This window comes from Allohahella sp. A8, from assembly GCF_047946665.1.
Classification (GTDB): domain Bacteria; phylum Pseudomonadota; class Gammaproteobacteria; order Pseudomonadales; family Oleiphilaceae; genus Allohahella.
On sequence record NZ_CP172312.1, the window covers coordinates 4,163,821 to 4,179,729 of the forward strand.

Sequence of the window (15,909 nt, forward strand, 5' to 3'; positions counted from 1 at the left end):
GATATGAACACGATGAACCCTGGTATTGCGATGAAAGCGGATATTCGTGCGCAGCAGGCTGCTGTTCCGGTACCCGAAGAGAAGCCGGAAGATACAGTGATCGAAGAGGGCAAGACGGTAGGCAAGCCCTTCGCCGGAGATCCCAAGTTCAAGTTGCGCAACGTGAGTGTGTCGTACGGCAGCGACCGTGCAATCAAGAACATCAGCCTCGATATTGCCCGCAACGAAGTCATTGCATTTATCGGCCCATCTGGCTGTGGCAAGTCGACCTTCCTGCGTTGTCTCAACCGGATGAATGACAGCATCGATAGCTGTCGGGTTGAGGGGCAATTAATGCTGGATGATGAGGATATCTACCATTCCAACAATGATGTCGTCGAGCTGCGTGCCCGGGTCGGGATGGTGTTCCAGAAGCCAAACCCGTTCCCGAAGTCCATTTATGACAACGTCGCCTATGGTCCCCGTATCCATGGTCTGGCCAACAGTCAGACGGATCTGGATGAAATCGTCGAGAACAGCCTGCGTAAAGCTGGTCTGTGGAACGAAGCCAAGGATCGCCTGGATTCAGTCGCAACCGGTATGTCTGGCGGCCAGCAGCAGCGTCTGTGTATCGCCAGAGCCATAGCCGTAAGTCCGGAAGTGATCCTGATGGACGAACCTTGTTCTGCGCTTGATCCCATTGCCACAGCGAGAGTTGAAGAGCTGATTGCCCAGATGTCAGAGAGCTTCACCATTGTGATTGTGACCCATTCAATGCAGCAGGCTGCTCGCGTGGCTCACCGCACGGCCTACTTTCATCTTGGTCATCTTGTGGAGGTCAACGAAACCAACCGGGTGTTCACGTCACCAGAACATGAACTCACAGAATCCTATATCACAGGACGTTTCGGGTGATGAGCAAGCTCAAATCCAGGCTTTCAGTCATTGTTTACGAGGTGCGTCATGCCCACTGCGAGAGATAGTCATCTGCAACATATTTCCAACCGCTTCAACAGCGATCTGGGGAAGCTCAAGGAGGATCTGCTGGCCATGGGCGAAGTCGTCGAGCAGCAGTTGCAGGATGCACTCAAGGCGCTGATCAATAACGATGGGGAGTTGGGCGCTGCGGTCAAATTACGTGACAAGGCCGTCGATGCCATGGAGCTGACCATCGATGAGGAGGCTCAACGGATTATCGTAACGCGCCAGCCTACCGCCAGCGATCTCCGTCTGGTCATGGCGGTAGTCAAGATGGTGGCTGATATCGAGCGTATTGGCGATGAGGCCAAGAAGATTGCCAAGTTGGCTACCGCGCTCGCCGAGGAAGGCAAGGCCCCGCAAGGCTATCTCGAAGTCAGGCATCTCGGTGTGCATGTGGGGCGAATGGTACGCGATGCTCTGGATGCGTTCTCGAAGTTCGACATGCAGAAAGCGCTCGTGGTGATGAAAGAAGATGACGCCGTTGACAACGAATACCGCAGCGCCACCCGTGCTGTGATGACCTTCATGATGGAGGACCCACGGAGTATTAGTGGCTGTCTCAATATCATGTGGGTACTACGGGCGCTCGAGCGCATCGGTGACCATGCCGGCAACATCTGCGAGCATGTCATCTTCATGGTCGAGGGCACCGATGTGCGGCATGCCCCGATGGCGGTCGCGGAAAAAGTGGTCGAAAAGCCCCAGCAAATGTGAGAAGTGCATGCAACGGCGCGGTCATGGGACCGGGCCGTCGTATGGTCTGCGTTAGATCCCCGCATTGGTAATCGAGTTCTCCTGAAACTACGCTATTCTCCGAAGGCAGCTGCAATTTGCTCGGACACCTTCGTGGCCGCTGCGACCGTCGTTGACACGGTCCATATGGACGCGGGATAGTCATCTGGCGCTCGTCGCATCTGAATCAAATCTACGAGTACAGTTCATGACCAATGTGTGCACGGCGCGCCTCACGTATGAGTGACGAGCCGAGGCAGTTGCGCGAGTTTCGCCCGCTCGGCCAGTACAAGCTGCCAAGTTTGCAGACCAAGGATGCCTTGCAGCTGTTCCTGGCGCGGATCAAGAAGCGCTTTGATAGCAGCCAGGACAAACCGTATATCGCTGAGGAGCGCCTGCACCACACTGCGTTGCAGATTCTCAACGACGTGGCGAATCCGCCTGCGTGGGGGCCCTTGCTGGACGAGCTCGACATCTCGCTACGGGACTGGGTGCTCGAAGAGCGACCGGCGCAGTGGCTGAAACTGATCGTATTGCCGCCTGGCGAGGAGAACGGTCTCCTGACCAAATGGGCGAAGCAGCATAACCACGATCTGCTCGATCCACCTGAGCGCATGAGCCTGCTTCAGCCAGGTGATCAGGCGGTTCAGGAAGCCCTGTCGCTGGTTCAGGCGCAGGCAAAAGGTCCGGGGGTCCTGGTCTTGCCGGAGCTCGATCGCTGGTTCCTGCGGCATCGAAACGGACTCACCGTTCTGCGTGCACTGCTGGAATCGCTTGCCGACCTGCAAAGGCATTGCGTTATCGGCTGTAACAGCTGGGCCTGGCTTTTTATCAAGAAGGCGGTGGCTGCCGATATGATTCTACCCGAGGGGATGACATTTCAGGCATTTGATGCCAGTCGCTTGAGACACTGGTTCCATCAGCTCGGTGAGGCGCATGAAGACCACGACATCACCTTTCGTTTGACCCGAACCGGAGACGATGTGATGGCCCTGTCGGAAGATGATGTGCCTCATGATTTCTTTCAGGGCCTCGCCGCGCGTAGCTTCGGTATACCATGGGTAGCCTGGCATCTCTGGCGACAGAGCCTGCGCTCCGGTTCGAAATCAGAGACGCTCAATGGGGAAGCCGAAGAGACCGAGGATGCTGAAGCAAGGCACCGGCTAGTAGCCGCAGACGACGATCGGACCCTCTGGATAGCATCTTTGGAGGAGTACACCCTGCCAGGGCGTGAGCATGACATGGTGCTCCAGATCCTTCACGCACTCTTGATTCATGGTGGTGCCAGTGCGGAAGAACTGAGTGCCGTCTTACCCAGACCGGTCGAACCGGCTTTACTCGTGGCTTTGCGCAAGGCCGGCATCATCTATCGAAGCGGGTCCACTTATCGTTGTCAGCCAGCCGCCTATCCGGCGATACGGGGCGGGCTGGCGATCTCCGGCTTCCCCACAGACAGGTTGTGAACATGGCAGCAGTAGACGAGGGCCGACAGAAGGCCGCCCAGCTTCTAAATGATTTCCAGGACATCAGCCTGGCAAAGGTTGCGCTGATCATCGTTGGTACCTGGGTCGCTATTCTGGTGGTTCGACGACTGCTGCCATATCTTGCGGAGCGCGGGCCAAATCAGCTCCGGCTTTATCTTCTCGGCGCGGTCCCCATCATCAGACTGCTTCTCCTGACGGCAGCATTTCTCTGGGTCATACCGATCATCTTCAATATCAATTTCCAGAATTTTCTCGTTATTGCAGGCGCAGCGAGCGTCGCTATCGGCTTTGCCTTCAAGGACTACGTGAGCAGCCTCATTGCAGGCATGGTTGCTATTTTCGAGCGTCCTTATCGCCCGGGTGACTGGGTCAGAATCGACGGAGACTACGGTGAGGTGACCTCTGTCGGTATGCGGGCTCTGAGGATCCGTACGGCAGATGACGATGCCATAACAGTTCCGCACGACCGGCTCTGGTCGAACAACATCATCAACTCCAATGATGGCACCAGAACGCTGATGTGCGTCGCGGAATTCTATGTGGCGCCAGATCATGATGCCGCAATCGTTCGGGAGTCGCTCAACGACGTTGCCCTTACCAGTGCCTATCTCGAGTACACCAAGCCTGTGCTCGTCATGCTCAAGCAGAGTCCCCTGGGCACGCAATACCGCCTGAAGGCTTACCCTTTCGACATGCGCGATCAGTTCGCCTTCATCAGTGATCTCACGGTCAGGGGTAAGAAGGCCATAGAGGAAGCCGGCGGTGTCGAGATCAGCGCACCAGGCGGCGTGGCTGTTAGCTAGGCTAGGCCGGACTAGCCATCCGGCCCACCAGGTTCTCGAAGATGATGGTGGCCGTTCCTGCCACCTCTGAGGACGTCTTCGAAATTGCACCACCACCAATGAAGCCCAGTCCGGTAATGATGCCGTACATAATACGGGCCTGTGCTTCGGGATCGGGAAATACCGCTTTGCCAACCAGCATGTAGGCGCAGGAGGCAATACAGGCATCTGGTCGCCGACCTTATCCCAGTCGATGCTTAAAGCGTATGCTATCTCGTTCACTACAGCTCAGTCCCAGTCAATACAGCTGCAAAAGCTGATTCCGAAAGTAAAGAGGTTAAGATCAGATGACTCCTTCAAAAGCATACGCAGCCCAGGCCGCTGACAAGCCACTGGCGCCCCTGAATATCGAGCGCCGTGAGCTGCGTCCAGACGATGTCGCTATTGAGATCGACTACTGCGGCGTGTGCCACAGCGACATCCACATGGCAGAGAATGACTGGGGTGGTAGTCTCTATCCGGTCGTGCCCGGCCATGAAATCATTGGCCGTGTGCAGGCCGTCGGTGAGAAAGTGCGCAAGTTCCAGGTTGGTCAGGTTGTCGGTGTCGGCTGCATGGTTGATTCATGCAGGCGCTGTAGCGCTTGTGAGACTGGCCTCGAACAGTATTGTCTCGAGGGTATGACCGGTACCTATAACGGTCGTGACCGCCACGACAACTCAGTGACCCTGGGTGGTTATTCAGAGAAAATCGTGGTGAGTGAGCGTTTCGTCGTCACGATTCCGGAAAAGCTTGAAGCCGCATCGGCCGCGCCCTTGTTATGTGCCGGCATCACCACCTTCTCACCGCTCATGCACTACGGTGTAAAAGCCGGTGATCGCGTCGGCGTAATCGGCATGGGTGGGCTTGGCCATATGGGCGTCAAGTTCGCCAAAGCCCTCGGCGCCGAAGTCACGATCTTCACACGTTCGGAAAGCAAGATGGAGGAAGCGCGGAGCCAGGGTGCTGATCATGTGATCATCTCCAAGGATCCGGCGCAGATGAAAGCGGCCAGGGAAACCTTCGACGTGCTGCTCGATACCATTCCGGTGCCGCACGATATGAACCCTTATCTGAACTGTCTGAAGTACGATGGCAAGCATATCGTAGTCGGCTTGCTCACTGCGGTTGAGCCACCGCTGCAGGCCGGCATGCTGGTCATGAAGCGGCGCGTGCTTGCAGGCTCGTTGATCGGTGGCATGCCTGAGACTCAGGCAATGCTGGACTTCTGTGCCGAACATGACATCACCTGCGACGTGGAAATGCTGGATATCCAGAACATCAACGAAGCCTATGATCGAATGAAAAAAGGTGATGTGAAGTATCGGTTTGTCATCGATATGAAGAGCCTGAAGAACAGTGACTGATCTGCTCAATAGCCTCTGAATCTCGTCCAAGCCCGCGCCTCATTGCCTGAGCGCGGGTTGACGCCCCACCCGAAAAGCCTATAAGTTTGATCTATGTTAACTTCGGTTAACGTATAGAGATGACTGATCCCGCTCAATCGACGCACGTGCCCGCCTTTCGTTTCCAGCGCGATTCAGAAGCGTTCCGGTGCTGCGCTTTCATTCCAGCAGTCGGCTGATACCGAGTTGTCAGCAAGGGAGACATATCGAATCAATGAGCCCAAAAGTCGTGGTAAAGAATGTCTTCAAAGTGTTTGGAGACGACCCCGAAGAAGCCATGTCCCTCGTTCGCAAGGGGGTTGATAAAGCTGAAATCTTCAAGTCTACGGGCCAGACTATCGGCGTAATGGACGCCTCATTCGAAATCTACGAGGGCGAAATCTTCGTCATCATGGGGCTTTCCGGCTCTGGCAAGTCCACCATGGTGAGGCTGCTCAACCGGCTCATCGAGCCAACCACCGGAGAGATCTGGGTGGGTGATCAGGATATCGCAAAACTCTCACGTAAAGATCTCAACCAGCTTCGTCGAAACAAGATGAGTATGGTGTTTCAATCCTTTGCGCTGATGCCTCACCTCAATGTGATAGACAACGCCGCCTTTGGCCTGGAGCTCTCAGGTATGGGCCGTAGTGAACGTCATGAGCGTGCTCAGTCAGCGCTTGCCCAGGTGGGCCTCGAAGCCTACACGAATAGCTATCCTGACGAGCTGTCAGGCGGCATGCAGCAGCGCGTTGGCCTCGCTCGCGCTCTGGCGAACGATCCTGAAATCATGTTGATGGACGAAGCCTTCTCGGCGCTCGATCCGTTGATTCGGACGGAAATGCAGGACGAGCTGGTTAAACTGCAGAAGGATTCGAAGCGCACGGTGGTCTTCATTTCACATGATCTCGACGAAGCCATGCGCATCGGTGATCGTATTGCGATCATGGAGGGCGGGCGAGTGGTTCAGGTTGGTACGCCCGATGAAATCCTCAAGAATCCCGCTGACGATTACGTCAAATCATTCTTTCGAGGTGTCGATATCTTTACTGTCTTCACCGCCAAGGATGTGGCACGGAAGCGGCAGGTCACGGTGGTGGAGCGCGAAGGTGCAGGTATTCCTGCCGTGCTGGAGCAGCTGAGTGAATGGGAGCGCGACTACGCTTATGTGCTGGGGCGTGACCAGAAGTTCCATGGCGTCGTCTCGGTCGATTCGCTTGCAAAAGCCAGGAAGTCCGGCAGCAGTATCAGTAGTGCCTTCTTGCCAGATATTGAACCGATTCCAGCTGATACACCGCTGACCCAGATCATCGGCAATGTGGCCGCAGCGCCGTGCGGTGTGCCGGTAGTTGATGACAATGGTCGCTATCAGGGTGTGATTTCAAGAGCAGTCCTGCTACAGGCGCTGGATAGAGAGGGCGAATAATCATGGCTGAAGACACCAATAGCTCAGTCGCAGATCCATGGGCGCAGACAGAAAGCAGCGCCGTTGAAGTGGCTGATCCTAACGAAGTTGCGGTCGATCCCGCCACGAATCCCTGGGGTAGTACTGAAGTGCAGCAGGGCAGGGGCGGAGAGTCCACCCCGAGCTGGCTGGATACCGCCGAGGAAATCGAGGTGGTCACCAATACCTGGGCCGAGCCCTTCCAGACAGAATGGTTCGATATTCAGTCTGGCGTGGAAGTTGCCATCAATTGGGTGGTAGAACACTTCCGCGTGTTCTTTCAGCTCATCAAGCAGCCGGTCGAAGCCGCACTCAACGTATTCGACGCAGCCTTGCTGAACATTTCTCCTCTGCTCATGATCGTGATATTCGGACTTGTGGCCTGGCAGCTTTCAGGTTCGCGCCTCGGCATTGTCACGGTGGTAGGCATGCTATTCATGGGCGCTATCGGCGCCTGGAACGAGGCTATGACCACACTTTCTCTGGTCATCACTTCAGTGCTGTTCTGCATGGTTATAGGCATACCCACCGGTATCGCTATGGCGAAAAGCGATAGAATAGCCAGCGTAGTGAGGCCTGTGCTCGATACCATGCAGACTACGCCTGCCTTCGTCTACCTCGTGCCCATCGTGATGTTGTTCGGAATTGGCAATGTACCTGGCGTCATCGTCACCATCATATTTGCCGTGGCGCCTGTCATTCGCCTCACCAACCTCGGCATACGCCAGGTGCCAGCAGACCTGATCGAAGCATCGCGATCGTTTGGTGCCAGCTCATCGCAGCTGCTGTTCAAGGTTCAGTTGCCCTTAGCGACGCCGACGATCATGGCAGGCGTCAACCAGACACTGATGCTGGCCCTGTCCATGGTCGTCATTGCATCGATGATCGCGGTACCCGGCCTGGGGCTCATGGTGCTGCGTGGCATCGGTCGCCTGGATATCGGCTTGGCGACTGTTGGCGGCATAGGTATCGTCATACTCGCAATCATTCTCGACCGCATGACCCAGGCGCTCGGTAGAGACTCACGGGAAAGAGGAACGCGCCACTGGTATGAGTCCGGGCCCGTCGGACTTCTGTATGCCCTGGTGCCCGGAAATAGGGACGCTTCAAAAAGATAGACCCCAATTTCAAACCACAGGATAACTGTTATGAATCTAAGAACGACTATTGCCAGCCTCGTGCTGGCTGGTGGCGTGGCCTTCGCCGCGCAGGCCGAGGAAATGCCTGGCAAGGGTGTAACCGTTCAGGCTATTCAGAGCCCGATCGCTGAAGAGACTTTCCAGACCATGCTGATGAATCAGGCGCTCAAGGACCTTGGCTATGAGATCAAGCCGATCCAGGAAGTCGACTACAGTGCTGGTTATACATCGGTCGCTAACGGGGACGCCACTTATATGGCCGTGAACTGGTATCCGCTACACGAGACCATGTACAAGAACGCGGGTGGCGATGACAAGTTCTACCGCAAGGGCAAGTATATCGACGGTGCCGCACAGGGGTATCTCATCGACAAGAAGACCGCCGAGAAGCATGGTATTACCAACATTGGCCAATTCACCGATCCAAAGATCGCGAAGATTTTCGATACGGACGGCGATGGCAAGGCCGATCTGACTGGTTGCCAGGCCGGCTGGGGTTGTGAAGGCGTCATCGAACATCAACTCGATGCTTTCAAGCTCCGCGACACCATAGCGCACCGACAGGGCCAGTACGCAGCCATCATTTCTGACACCATCCAGCGTTATAAGGACGGCGACCCGATTTTCTACTACACCTGGACGCCATACTGGGTTTCGGGAATTCTCGTTCCAGGCAAGGATGTGGTATGGCTCGAAGTACCGTTCTCGGCCAATCCCAATAATGCTGAAACCAAGCTGCCCAGCGGCAAGAACTATGGCTTCGAAATCAATAGTGAGCGGGTGGTCGCTAACAAACAGTGGGCGGAAGACAACCCTGCTGCTGCGAAGCTGTTCGAAATCGCCAAGTTGTCAGTCAACGATGTGAGTGCGCAAAATATGAAAGTGCGTGACGGAGAAGATTCGCAGGAAGCCATCATGGGTCACACGAAGGCGTGGATCAATGCCAACCAGGAAACCTACGACGGCTGGCTGGAAGAGGCGAGAGCTGCAGCGAAATAAGTAGATAGCCCGGCAGCGCAAGACTGCCGGGCTTGCCAAAGCTTCAGCTTCGCGGGGGCTTCACCAGGTCGAAGTATTCACCGTAACCCGCTGCAGCCATGTCCTCCTTGGGAATGAAGCGCATTGCTGCAGAATTCATGCAGTAGCGGAGCCCTGTCGAATCTTTTGGTCCGTCCGTAAACACATGACCCAGGTGTGAGTCGGCGACTGCACTGCGAATCTCGGTCCTTTTGCCAAACAGGGAAAAGTCACTTTCCTCTACCACGGCCTCTGGCTTGATTGGCTTGGTGAAGCTAGGCCAGCCGGTGCCTGAATCGTACTTGTCGTTCGATAGATAGAGCGGTTCACCTGAAACGATATCAACGTATATTCCCGCACGCTTCTCATCATTATAGGGATTGTCGAAGGGCCGTTCGGTGGCATCCTCCTGAGTAACCGAATATTGGAGCGGTGTCAGCTTGGCCTTGAGCTCAGCCTTGTCTGGCTTGACGAAGCCCTGCAGGTCGGGCTGGGCGGATTGCTGCTTTGTCTGACTCATATCTTGATCCTCATTCTGCGCAGGGCGATAGGCGGAATAGTCGAGTTCACGATCTTTTCCCCAGATCTTGTCGATGAATTGATAGCGTCCAGAGTTGAAGGTGTAGAATTTGTAGCGAACAGGATTGGTCTTGTAATAATCCTGATGATAGTCCTCCGCCGCGTAGAAGTGCTCAAACGGCACGACTTCTATAGCGACAGGTTTGTCATAACGCCCGGATTCGTCCAGGGCATTTTTTGCAGCCTCGGCTGCCTTCCTTTCAGTCTCGTCGGCATAGAATATAGCTGGACGATACTGCTTGCCGCGGTCTACGAACTGACCTTCTGTGTCCGTTGGGTCCATCATGCGCCACAGCGCCTGCAGTAAACCTTCGTAGGTGATCTCTTCAGCGTTGTAATAAACCTGAACGGCTTCGGTGTGCCCGGTTTGGCCTGACGCGACCTGCTGATAGGTGGGGTTGGTCTCCTCGCCTCCGCTGTAGCCAGACACTACTTCAACCACTCCCGGGACTTTTTCAAAACCGGCCTCTACACACCAGAAACAACCGCCCGCAAAGGTGGCTACGGCAAGGCCAGGGTCATCGGGCGCATACTGCTTCTCCGCTGACTCACTATCCATCGCGTTCAGCCTAGCGCCGACAAAAGCCAGAACCAATAAAACTGCTGCGAATACGCTAAATCGTTTCATAACTCTGTCCTCTCTAACCAATGGCCTCATGTAGGCCTCTTGGCTGATGTCGTACTTCGAAGTTCAATCATAAGGGTAGATAGCCCGCAAATACGCTGAATGGATGTCATTTAATGAACAAACCGGTGATGAAAAATGTTACCAGCTGTTCCATAGTTATGCGTTGAGCCTGCAATACTAAGCGTGGAGCGTCCGCACATGAATATCTGGGTCGATGGTGATGCCTGTCCGGTGGTAGTGAAGGAAATCCTCTACCGTGCGGCGGAGCGTACGAGCACGGTGGTGACCTTCGTAGCCAACCAGTCATTGAGCCTGCCGAAGTCGAAATACCTCAAAATGCTGCAGGTGAGCGCCGGCTTCGACGTCGCCGACAATGAAATTGTCCGGCGGGCCGAAGCCGGCGATCTTGTCGTGACCAGTGATATCCCCCTGGCCGCCGAAATTGTAGAGAAGGGGGCTATCGGACTGAACCCGCGCGGCGAACGATACACCGCAGAGAACATCAAGGCGACGCTGAACATGCGTGATTTTATGGACACCATGCGCAGCAGTGGCGTGGATACCGGTAGCACAGCCGCTTTCAGCCAGGCTGACCGGCAACGCTTCGCCAACAGTCTGGACTCGTGGCTTGCGAAGCGGGCGCTGAAGTGACTCCTGCCATTCTTCTGGCCAGGAAGGCGAAAGTGCCTCATATGGTTCACGAGTATCAGCATGACGCGGACGCTGAGTCGTACGGTGGCGAAGCTGCGGAAAAGCTGGGACAGGCGCCTGAACGGGTGTTCAAGACGCTGGTGGTCCAGCTCGATAAGGCACTGGCGGTGGCTGTTCTGCCAGTGAACACCATGCTCAGTCTGAAGCAGATGGCCAAGGCGTGTGGATCGAAAAAAGCTGCGATGGCTGACAAGATGCTCGCTCAGCGCAGCACTGGTTATGTGCTTGGCGGCGTGAGCCCACTGGGTCAGAAGAAGCGCCTGCTCACCGTCATCGACGACAGTGCCAACCAGTTCCCCACCATATTCGTCAGTGCTGGCCGACGGGGCCTGGAGATAGAACTATCACCGGCAGATCTGCAGAAACTGACACAGGCCCGGGTGGCATCAATCAGCGTTGACGACTAGCGGATGTTTTAGCGGTGCTCCAGCACGATCTTGCCGACATAGTCATCTTTTGCGAACAGGGCATGGGCCTCGTTCGCCTGATCGAAGCTGAAGCGCTTGTTGTGAAGCAGCGGTTTGACCTTCCCGGCGTCTACCAGCGTGGCGAGTTCCCGAAGGATATCGCCATGATGCGCGCGGCCTTCGCCCGTCAGTAATGGTAAGGCCATGAACACGAGGTGGAGGCTGAGTGCTTTCGAGTGCATCGGTGACAGGTCGTGGGTATTGCGGCCGATGGTGCTGGCAACGCGACCCTTGATGGCAGCCGCTTCGAAGGAGCGGTCGAGATTATCGCCCCCGATCGTGTCGAAAATGACCGGGAACCCGCGGCCGCCTGTCAGCCGCTGCACATAATCCTCTACCTGCTCAAGGGTGTAGTCGATGATTTCATGAGCGCCCAGGCGTCTGGCGATCTCGCCTTTTTCCTTGCTCGATACCGTGGTGGCAACTTTGCAGCCACGGCTTGAAGCCAGCTGAATGCCAAGATGGCCTACACCGCCGGTCCCACCATGCACGAGCACCAGATCATCTGCAGTAATGGCCGCCTGATCGATAAGTGCCTCCCAGGCCGTGATGGCTACCAGTGGCAGGGCGGCGGCTTCACCGAAGTCGAGCGACTTCGGCTTCTGTGCTATCAGAGCCGCGTCGGCCAGCATGAAATCCGCCAGCGCACCATCGAGCTGTCCGGCGCTGCCTTTGAGGCCCCCTGCACAGCCATACACCTCATCGCCGGGTTTGAAGTTGCCGACACCATCACCGACAGCAGCGATTACGCCACTGACATCCATATGCAGGATGGCTGGTAGGCTGGGCCCTACTGGCACAGCACCAGTCAGGATCTTATGGTCGATCGGATTCAGGCTCGTCGCCCTTACCTCGATCAGAACATGCCCTGGCCTTATTTCCGGTTTGTCCACCTCCGCCTTCCTGAAGCGTGCCTGTTCCGAATATTCGTCGACCACCCATGCCTTCATGACCTGTGTCCTTCATCGTTTAGTGAATCTACTGAGGTGAACCTGGTTTGGTACGCTGCCGCCAGGGCCATGGTTTGAGCGCTCGATGGCCATAATGGTGCAGCGCCACCCGGAGCGTTGCCCTGCCGCGGTGCACTGCAGCAAGATTGTGACGGATTCACAGTATCTTGAATAAATATAGAAAACGAAAACAATGGTTTACGAATTTTTCCGGGCTGGCACAGTTATAGCAAAACTCAGGGCTACCTCAATGGAGTATGCCCATGAAAAAAGTTGAAGTCACAGAAGCGATCATCAATGCCAAGAAGGAAAAAGGCCTGTCCTGGGAAGCCATTGCCGATGCAGCTGGCAAGTCGGTGGTCTGGACGACGTCCGCCTGCCTGGGTATGAACAGCTTTCCTGAAGACACCGCGCAGGCCGTGCTCAAAATCCTGGACCTCCCGGCGGATCTCGTGCCCGACATGATGGCATGCCCCCACAAGGCCTGGGACAAGGCCATTCCGCAAGATCCGCTCGTGTATCGTATCTATGAAGTGATCGGCGTCTACGGCGATACGCTCAAGGAAGTCATTCACGAGAAGTTTGGTGACGGCATCATGAGCGCCATCGACTTCCACATGGATGTTCAGAAGGAAGAAAATCCCAAGGGCGATCGGGTGGTCATCACCATGAATGGCAAGTTCCTCAAATACTCCGTCTGGTAGGCCACGTCAGCAATCGCTGTTTCCTGCGGCAGCGATTGCGCCCACCGGCAATTCCATGCGTATCCCCATAACGATAAAGCACGATGCGTTCGGGGAGCCGCGATGCCGATACAGAACAGTGAGCACGATGAAAAACCTTTCACCGGCGGATGCCTCTGTGGGAGCGTTCGCTATGAAGTCGATGCCATCAAAGAGCGCATTGGACACTGCCACTGCACAATGTGTCGGCGCTTTCACGGTGCGGCCTATGCAACCTTCGGTGAAGCCGATTCAGCACACTTTCGCTGGACCGAAGGTGAGTCGCTCCTGCAGGCCTATACCGCGGATAATGGCACCGTAAGGCGATTCTGTAGTCGATGCGGGTCCAGTCTGACGTTCACGTCTGCCAGCAATCCTGAGGGCGTCGTGGAGTTCGCCGCGGCCACACTTGATAACGACAGTCTGAATAACCGCACGACCGACCTGGTCCCTGATGCCCATATTTTCGTTGACGACAAAGCGCCATGGGTCAGTATCGATGATGGCTTGCCGCAGTACAGCGCAGGGCGAAACTCCGAGCGACTTCGTTAGCAACAATCACTCTCAGTCTGGAGAATTTCATGAGCGACAAAGTCATACTCATCACTGGTGCCTCGTCCGGCATCGGCGCGGCCACTGCGCGTGCAGCCTCGAAAGCCGGCTATCGCGTCGCACTGGCGGCGCGCTCAGAAGACAAGCTGAAGTCTCTGCAGCAGGAGCTGGGTGGCGAGACACGCGCACTTGCGCTGACCTGTGACGTTCAGGATATGGCCGCACAGAAAGACATGGTGGCGAAAACACTGGAGCACTTCGGCCAGCTGGATGTCGTATTTGCTAACGCAGGGAGAGGTGGCTCCTCAGGTGGCTTCAGCAAAGCCGATCACGAAAGCTGGCGCGACATGATTCTCACCAATGTGTATGGCGTGGGACTTACTGTGCAGGCTGCGTTACCAGCTCTAAAGAAGTCGAAGGGGCATATGGTGCTTACCGGGTCGGTGGCCGGCCGTCTCACTATACCGGGCTCGATGTATAGCGCCACCAAATGGGCCGTCTCTGCGATTGGCTACGGCCTGAAGGAAGAGGTACGCGGCACCGGCGTCAGGGTAACCCTCATCGAGCCAGGCATGGTCGATACCGCCTTTTTCGATGAGAAGCCGGAGAACGCACTAGAGCCGAACGACATCGCTGAAGCCGTCATGTATGCGATTTCTCAACCGCCGCATGTGGACGTGAATGAGATCATGGTGCGGCCTACGCCCAAGATCGAATAGTCTTCACGGCTCGATGAATGAGTGCTAGTGCAGCTGACTATCCGACTTGCCTTCGAGCCAGGCTCGAGTCTGTTCGGGATCACTGTCCTGTTCAGGCTCGACAGCAATACCTGCAGCCTTGTAGAACTGCAGCACCTTCTGATCTACCCGAACGTCCGACATTGAAATCGGTCTCACCAGCCTGATGCCATCAAGCGTTCTGCAGCGAGATAGCGCGACGTAGGTCTGCCCTTCGCAGAAGGCGCCACTGCCAAGATCGATAGTCACCTCATCCAGCGACATGCCCTGCGCCTTGTGGATGGTGATAGCCCAGCCAAGGTTTAGCGGAAACTGCTGAAAGCTGCCGATGATGTCGCGTTCGATCCGCATGGTTTCGTAGTCATAGGTGTAGCGGTAGCGATTCCAGCTTTCACGGCTCACCAATACCACATTGTCGGTTCGGTCCTTTTTCACCCGAATCGAATCAGCTTCGAAGCCGACGACCACGCCCGTGTCGCCGTTGATATATTCCGGCAGCTTGTTCTTCAGGAAGATGACCTTCGCGCCGACCTTGAGCTCTAACAGCGGTGGTACGGCGAGGCTCCATTTATCGAGGGGGATATGGCCGGTGACACTGGCTTCGAAATGTCGTAGCTCGTTGTCGAGGGCATTAAGCTGGCGGAGGTTAATGGCGGTAGCGACCGCATTAGTGGGCACCAGTGTCAACGGCGAGCCTTCGGCTTCTGCCGCATCGTCGCCAAGCCTGTCCCGGTAGCAGCTGCGGTTCAACAAGGCCACCGAGTCACGGTGCTCATGATTGAGGCGGATATGATCGAGCGCTTGAATGAAGCGCAAGTCACTTTGCCTGCGAACACGTTTCAGGACCACCGGCAGCAGCCCAGCCTGCAGTGCTTCCGCAGAGAAAAAATAATGCGTGCGATAGCGATGCGAAAAATACACAGCCTCCTCTCTCGTCGATACGACCGGGGGCAGCTGCAGGAGATCACCGACGAAGAGCACGCTTACGCCACCAAAGGGGGCCTCATTGCGCCTGGCGCTCTGCAAGGTCCTGTCCATGGCATCGACGATGTTTGGTAGCACCATCGAGACTTCATCAATGATGAGATACTTGAGCTTCGACAACACAGCCTTGCGTTCCGGCCGCTGAACATAGTCCCGGTCAGGATCGATCGGTTCGGCTGGCAGGCTGAAGAAGCTGTGGATGGTGGCGCCGCCAATATTCACCGCTGCAATTGCGGTAGGTGCCAGAACCGCGCAATCGTCGAGCTCACGCACCAGCCAGCGGACCAGGGTCGACTTTCCCGTGCCTGCCTTGCCAGTCAGGAACAGCGCCGGCACGCCCTGGCGCATGGCCTCGGCTACAAATTCGTACTCAGGGAGGATGTCGATGTTGCCCAGTGGCTCATCGCCGTGGGAGTAGCGCTTGGCGACAGCACGGCCTTTTTCGGGAATGATGCGCTCCTGCACGCTCGCCACATCGATCCGCTCCAGCGCATCGCTGCCGAGTTTGGACTTGGCCAGCTTGGCCATATCGTCCCAGATACTCATTTCAAGAGGCCCCGTTATTTTCGCCGTTCAGGCGTGCAAGCATACCGGACT

General features: G+C 56.0%; 17 protein-coding genes. 13 read left to right on the forward strand and 4 right to left on the reverse strand.

Features of this window, described 5'->3' with window-relative positions; translation table 11 throughout:
* The first annotated feature begins 3 nt into the window (after positions 1–3).
* The 4 genes from pstB (at position 4) to ACH3PB_RS18670 (ending at position 3,979) form a co-directional block, all read left to right on the forward strand.
* Positions 4–894, forward strand: coding sequence for a phosphate ABC transporter ATP-binding protein PstB (gene pstB, locus ACH3PB_RS18655; protein WP_416396963.1), 891 nt, complete (start codon positions 4–6; stop codon positions 892–894).
* Positions 895–942: 48 nt separating this feature from the next.
* Positions 943–1,674 carry a phosphate signaling complex protein PhoU gene (phoU, locus tag ACH3PB_RS18660; protein ID WP_416396964.1) on the forward strand — a complete coding sequence of 244 codons (732 nt, stop codon included), beginning with the start codon at positions 943–945 and terminating at the stop codon, positions 1,672–1,674.
* A gap of 257 nt (positions 1,675–1,931) precedes the next feature.
* Positions 1,932–3,155: a hypothetical protein gene (locus ACH3PB_RS18665; RefSeq protein ID WP_416396966.1), complete on the forward strand. Its 1,224-nt coding sequence runs from the start codon at positions 1,932–1,934 to the stop codon at positions 3,153–3,155.
* A 2-nt stretch (positions 3,156–3,157) separates the two neighbouring features.
* Positions 3,158–3,979, forward strand: a complete 822-nt coding sequence (locus ACH3PB_RS18670) for a mechanosensitive ion channel family protein (protein WP_416396967.1) — start codon at positions 3,158–3,160, stop codon at positions 3,977–3,979.
* Between the two features lies 1 nt (position 3,980).
* Here the strand turns inward: ACH3PB_RS18670 and ACH3PB_RS18675 are convergent, their stop codons facing one another.
* Complete coding sequence (locus ACH3PB_RS18675; protein ID WP_416396968.1) at positions 3,981–4,160, reverse strand: hypothetical protein; 180 nt, start codon at positions 4,158–4,160, stop codon at positions 3,981–3,983.
* 145 nt (positions 4,161–4,305) lie between these two features.
* Here ACH3PB_RS18675 and ACH3PB_RS18680 point away from each other — a divergent pair, with 145 nt between their 5' ends.
* From ACH3PB_RS18680 to proX, 4 genes are all read left to right on the forward strand, one after another.
* Complete coding sequence (locus ACH3PB_RS18680; protein WP_416396969.1) at positions 4,306–5,364, forward strand: NAD(P)-dependent alcohol dehydrogenase; 1,059 nt, start codon at positions 4,306–4,308, stop codon at positions 5,362–5,364.
* 253 nt (positions 5,365–5,617) lie between these two features.
* Positions 5,618–6,808 carry a glycine betaine/L-proline ABC transporter ATP-binding protein ProV gene (proV, locus tag ACH3PB_RS18685; protein ID WP_416396970.1) on the forward strand — a complete coding sequence of 397 codons (1,191 nt, stop codon included), beginning with the start codon at positions 5,618–5,620 and terminating at the stop codon, positions 6,806–6,808.
* A gap of 2 nt (positions 6,809–6,810) precedes the next feature.
* A complete protein-coding gene (gene proW, locus ACH3PB_RS18690; protein ID WP_416396972.1) occupies positions 6,811–7,944 on the forward strand; it encodes a glycine betaine/L-proline ABC transporter permease ProW in 1,134 nt (377 codons plus the stop codon).
* A gap of 30 nt (positions 7,945–7,974) precedes the next feature.
* On the forward strand, positions 7,975–8,964 hold the full coding sequence (proX, locus tag ACH3PB_RS18695; protein WP_416396973.1) for a glycine betaine/L-proline ABC transporter substrate-binding protein ProX: 990 nt from the start codon (positions 7,975–7,977) through the stop codon (positions 8,962–8,964).
* Between the two features lie 43 nt (positions 8,965–9,007).
* On the opposite strand, the gene msrB is transcribed toward proX, so the two are convergent.
* Positions 9,008–10,189, reverse strand: coding sequence for a peptide-methionine (R)-S-oxide reductase MsrB (msrB, locus tag ACH3PB_RS18700; RefSeq protein WP_416396974.1), 1,182 nt, complete (start codon positions 10,187–10,189; stop codon positions 9,008–9,010).
* Positions 10,190–10,387: 198 nt separating this feature from the next.
* Between msrB and ACH3PB_RS18705 the strand changes: the two genes are divergently transcribed.
* Together ACH3PB_RS18705 and ybaK are read left to right on the forward strand one after the other, a co-directional pair.
* Positions 10,388–10,840 carry a YaiI/YqxD family protein gene (locus tag ACH3PB_RS18705; protein ID WP_416396975.1) on the forward strand — a complete coding sequence of 151 codons (453 nt, stop codon included), beginning with the start codon at positions 10,388–10,390 and terminating at the stop codon, positions 10,838–10,840.
* Entirely contained in the window at positions 10,837–11,307 is a 471-nt protein-coding gene (ybaK, locus tag ACH3PB_RS18710) for a Cys-tRNA(Pro) deacylase (RefSeq protein ID WP_416396976.1), read from the forward strand. Before ACH3PB_RS18705 ends, ybaK begins: the two co-directional genes overlap by 4 nt.
* A gap of 8 nt (positions 11,308–11,315) precedes the next feature.
* Here ybaK and ACH3PB_RS18715 read toward each other — a convergent pair whose 3' ends face one another.
* Positions 11,316–12,317, reverse strand: a complete 1,002-nt coding sequence (locus tag ACH3PB_RS18715; protein WP_416396977.1) for a zinc-dependent alcohol dehydrogenase family protein — start codon at positions 12,315–12,317, stop codon at positions 11,316–11,318.
* A 263-nt stretch (positions 12,318–12,580) separates the two neighbouring features.
* Between ACH3PB_RS18715 and cynS the strand changes: the two genes are divergently transcribed.
* The 3 genes from cynS to ACH3PB_RS18730 all read left to right on the forward strand — a co-directional run bounded on the left by cynS (position 12,581) and on the right by ACH3PB_RS18730 (position 14,310).
* Positions 12,581–13,021, forward strand: a complete 441-nt coding sequence (gene cynS, locus ACH3PB_RS18720; RefSeq protein ID WP_416396978.1) for a cyanase — start codon at positions 12,581–12,583, stop codon at positions 13,019–13,021.
* Between the two features lie 102 nt (positions 13,022–13,123).
* Positions 13,124–13,591, forward strand: a complete 468-nt coding sequence (locus ACH3PB_RS18725) for a GFA family protein (RefSeq protein WP_416396979.1) — start codon at positions 13,124–13,126, stop codon at positions 13,589–13,591.
* A 29-nt stretch (positions 13,592–13,620) separates the two neighbouring features.
* Entirely contained in the window at positions 13,621–14,310 is a 690-nt protein-coding gene (locus ACH3PB_RS18730) for an SDR family oxidoreductase (RefSeq protein ID WP_416396980.1), read from the forward strand.
* Positions 14,311–14,334: 24 nt separating this feature from the next.
* Here ACH3PB_RS18730 and ACH3PB_RS18735 read toward each other — a convergent pair whose 3' ends face one another.
* Positions 14,335–15,858, reverse strand: coding sequence for an ATP-dependent DNA helicase (locus ACH3PB_RS18735; protein WP_416396981.1), 1,524 nt, complete (start codon positions 15,856–15,858; stop codon positions 14,335–14,337).
* Positions 15,859–15,909: the final 51 nt, after the last annotated feature.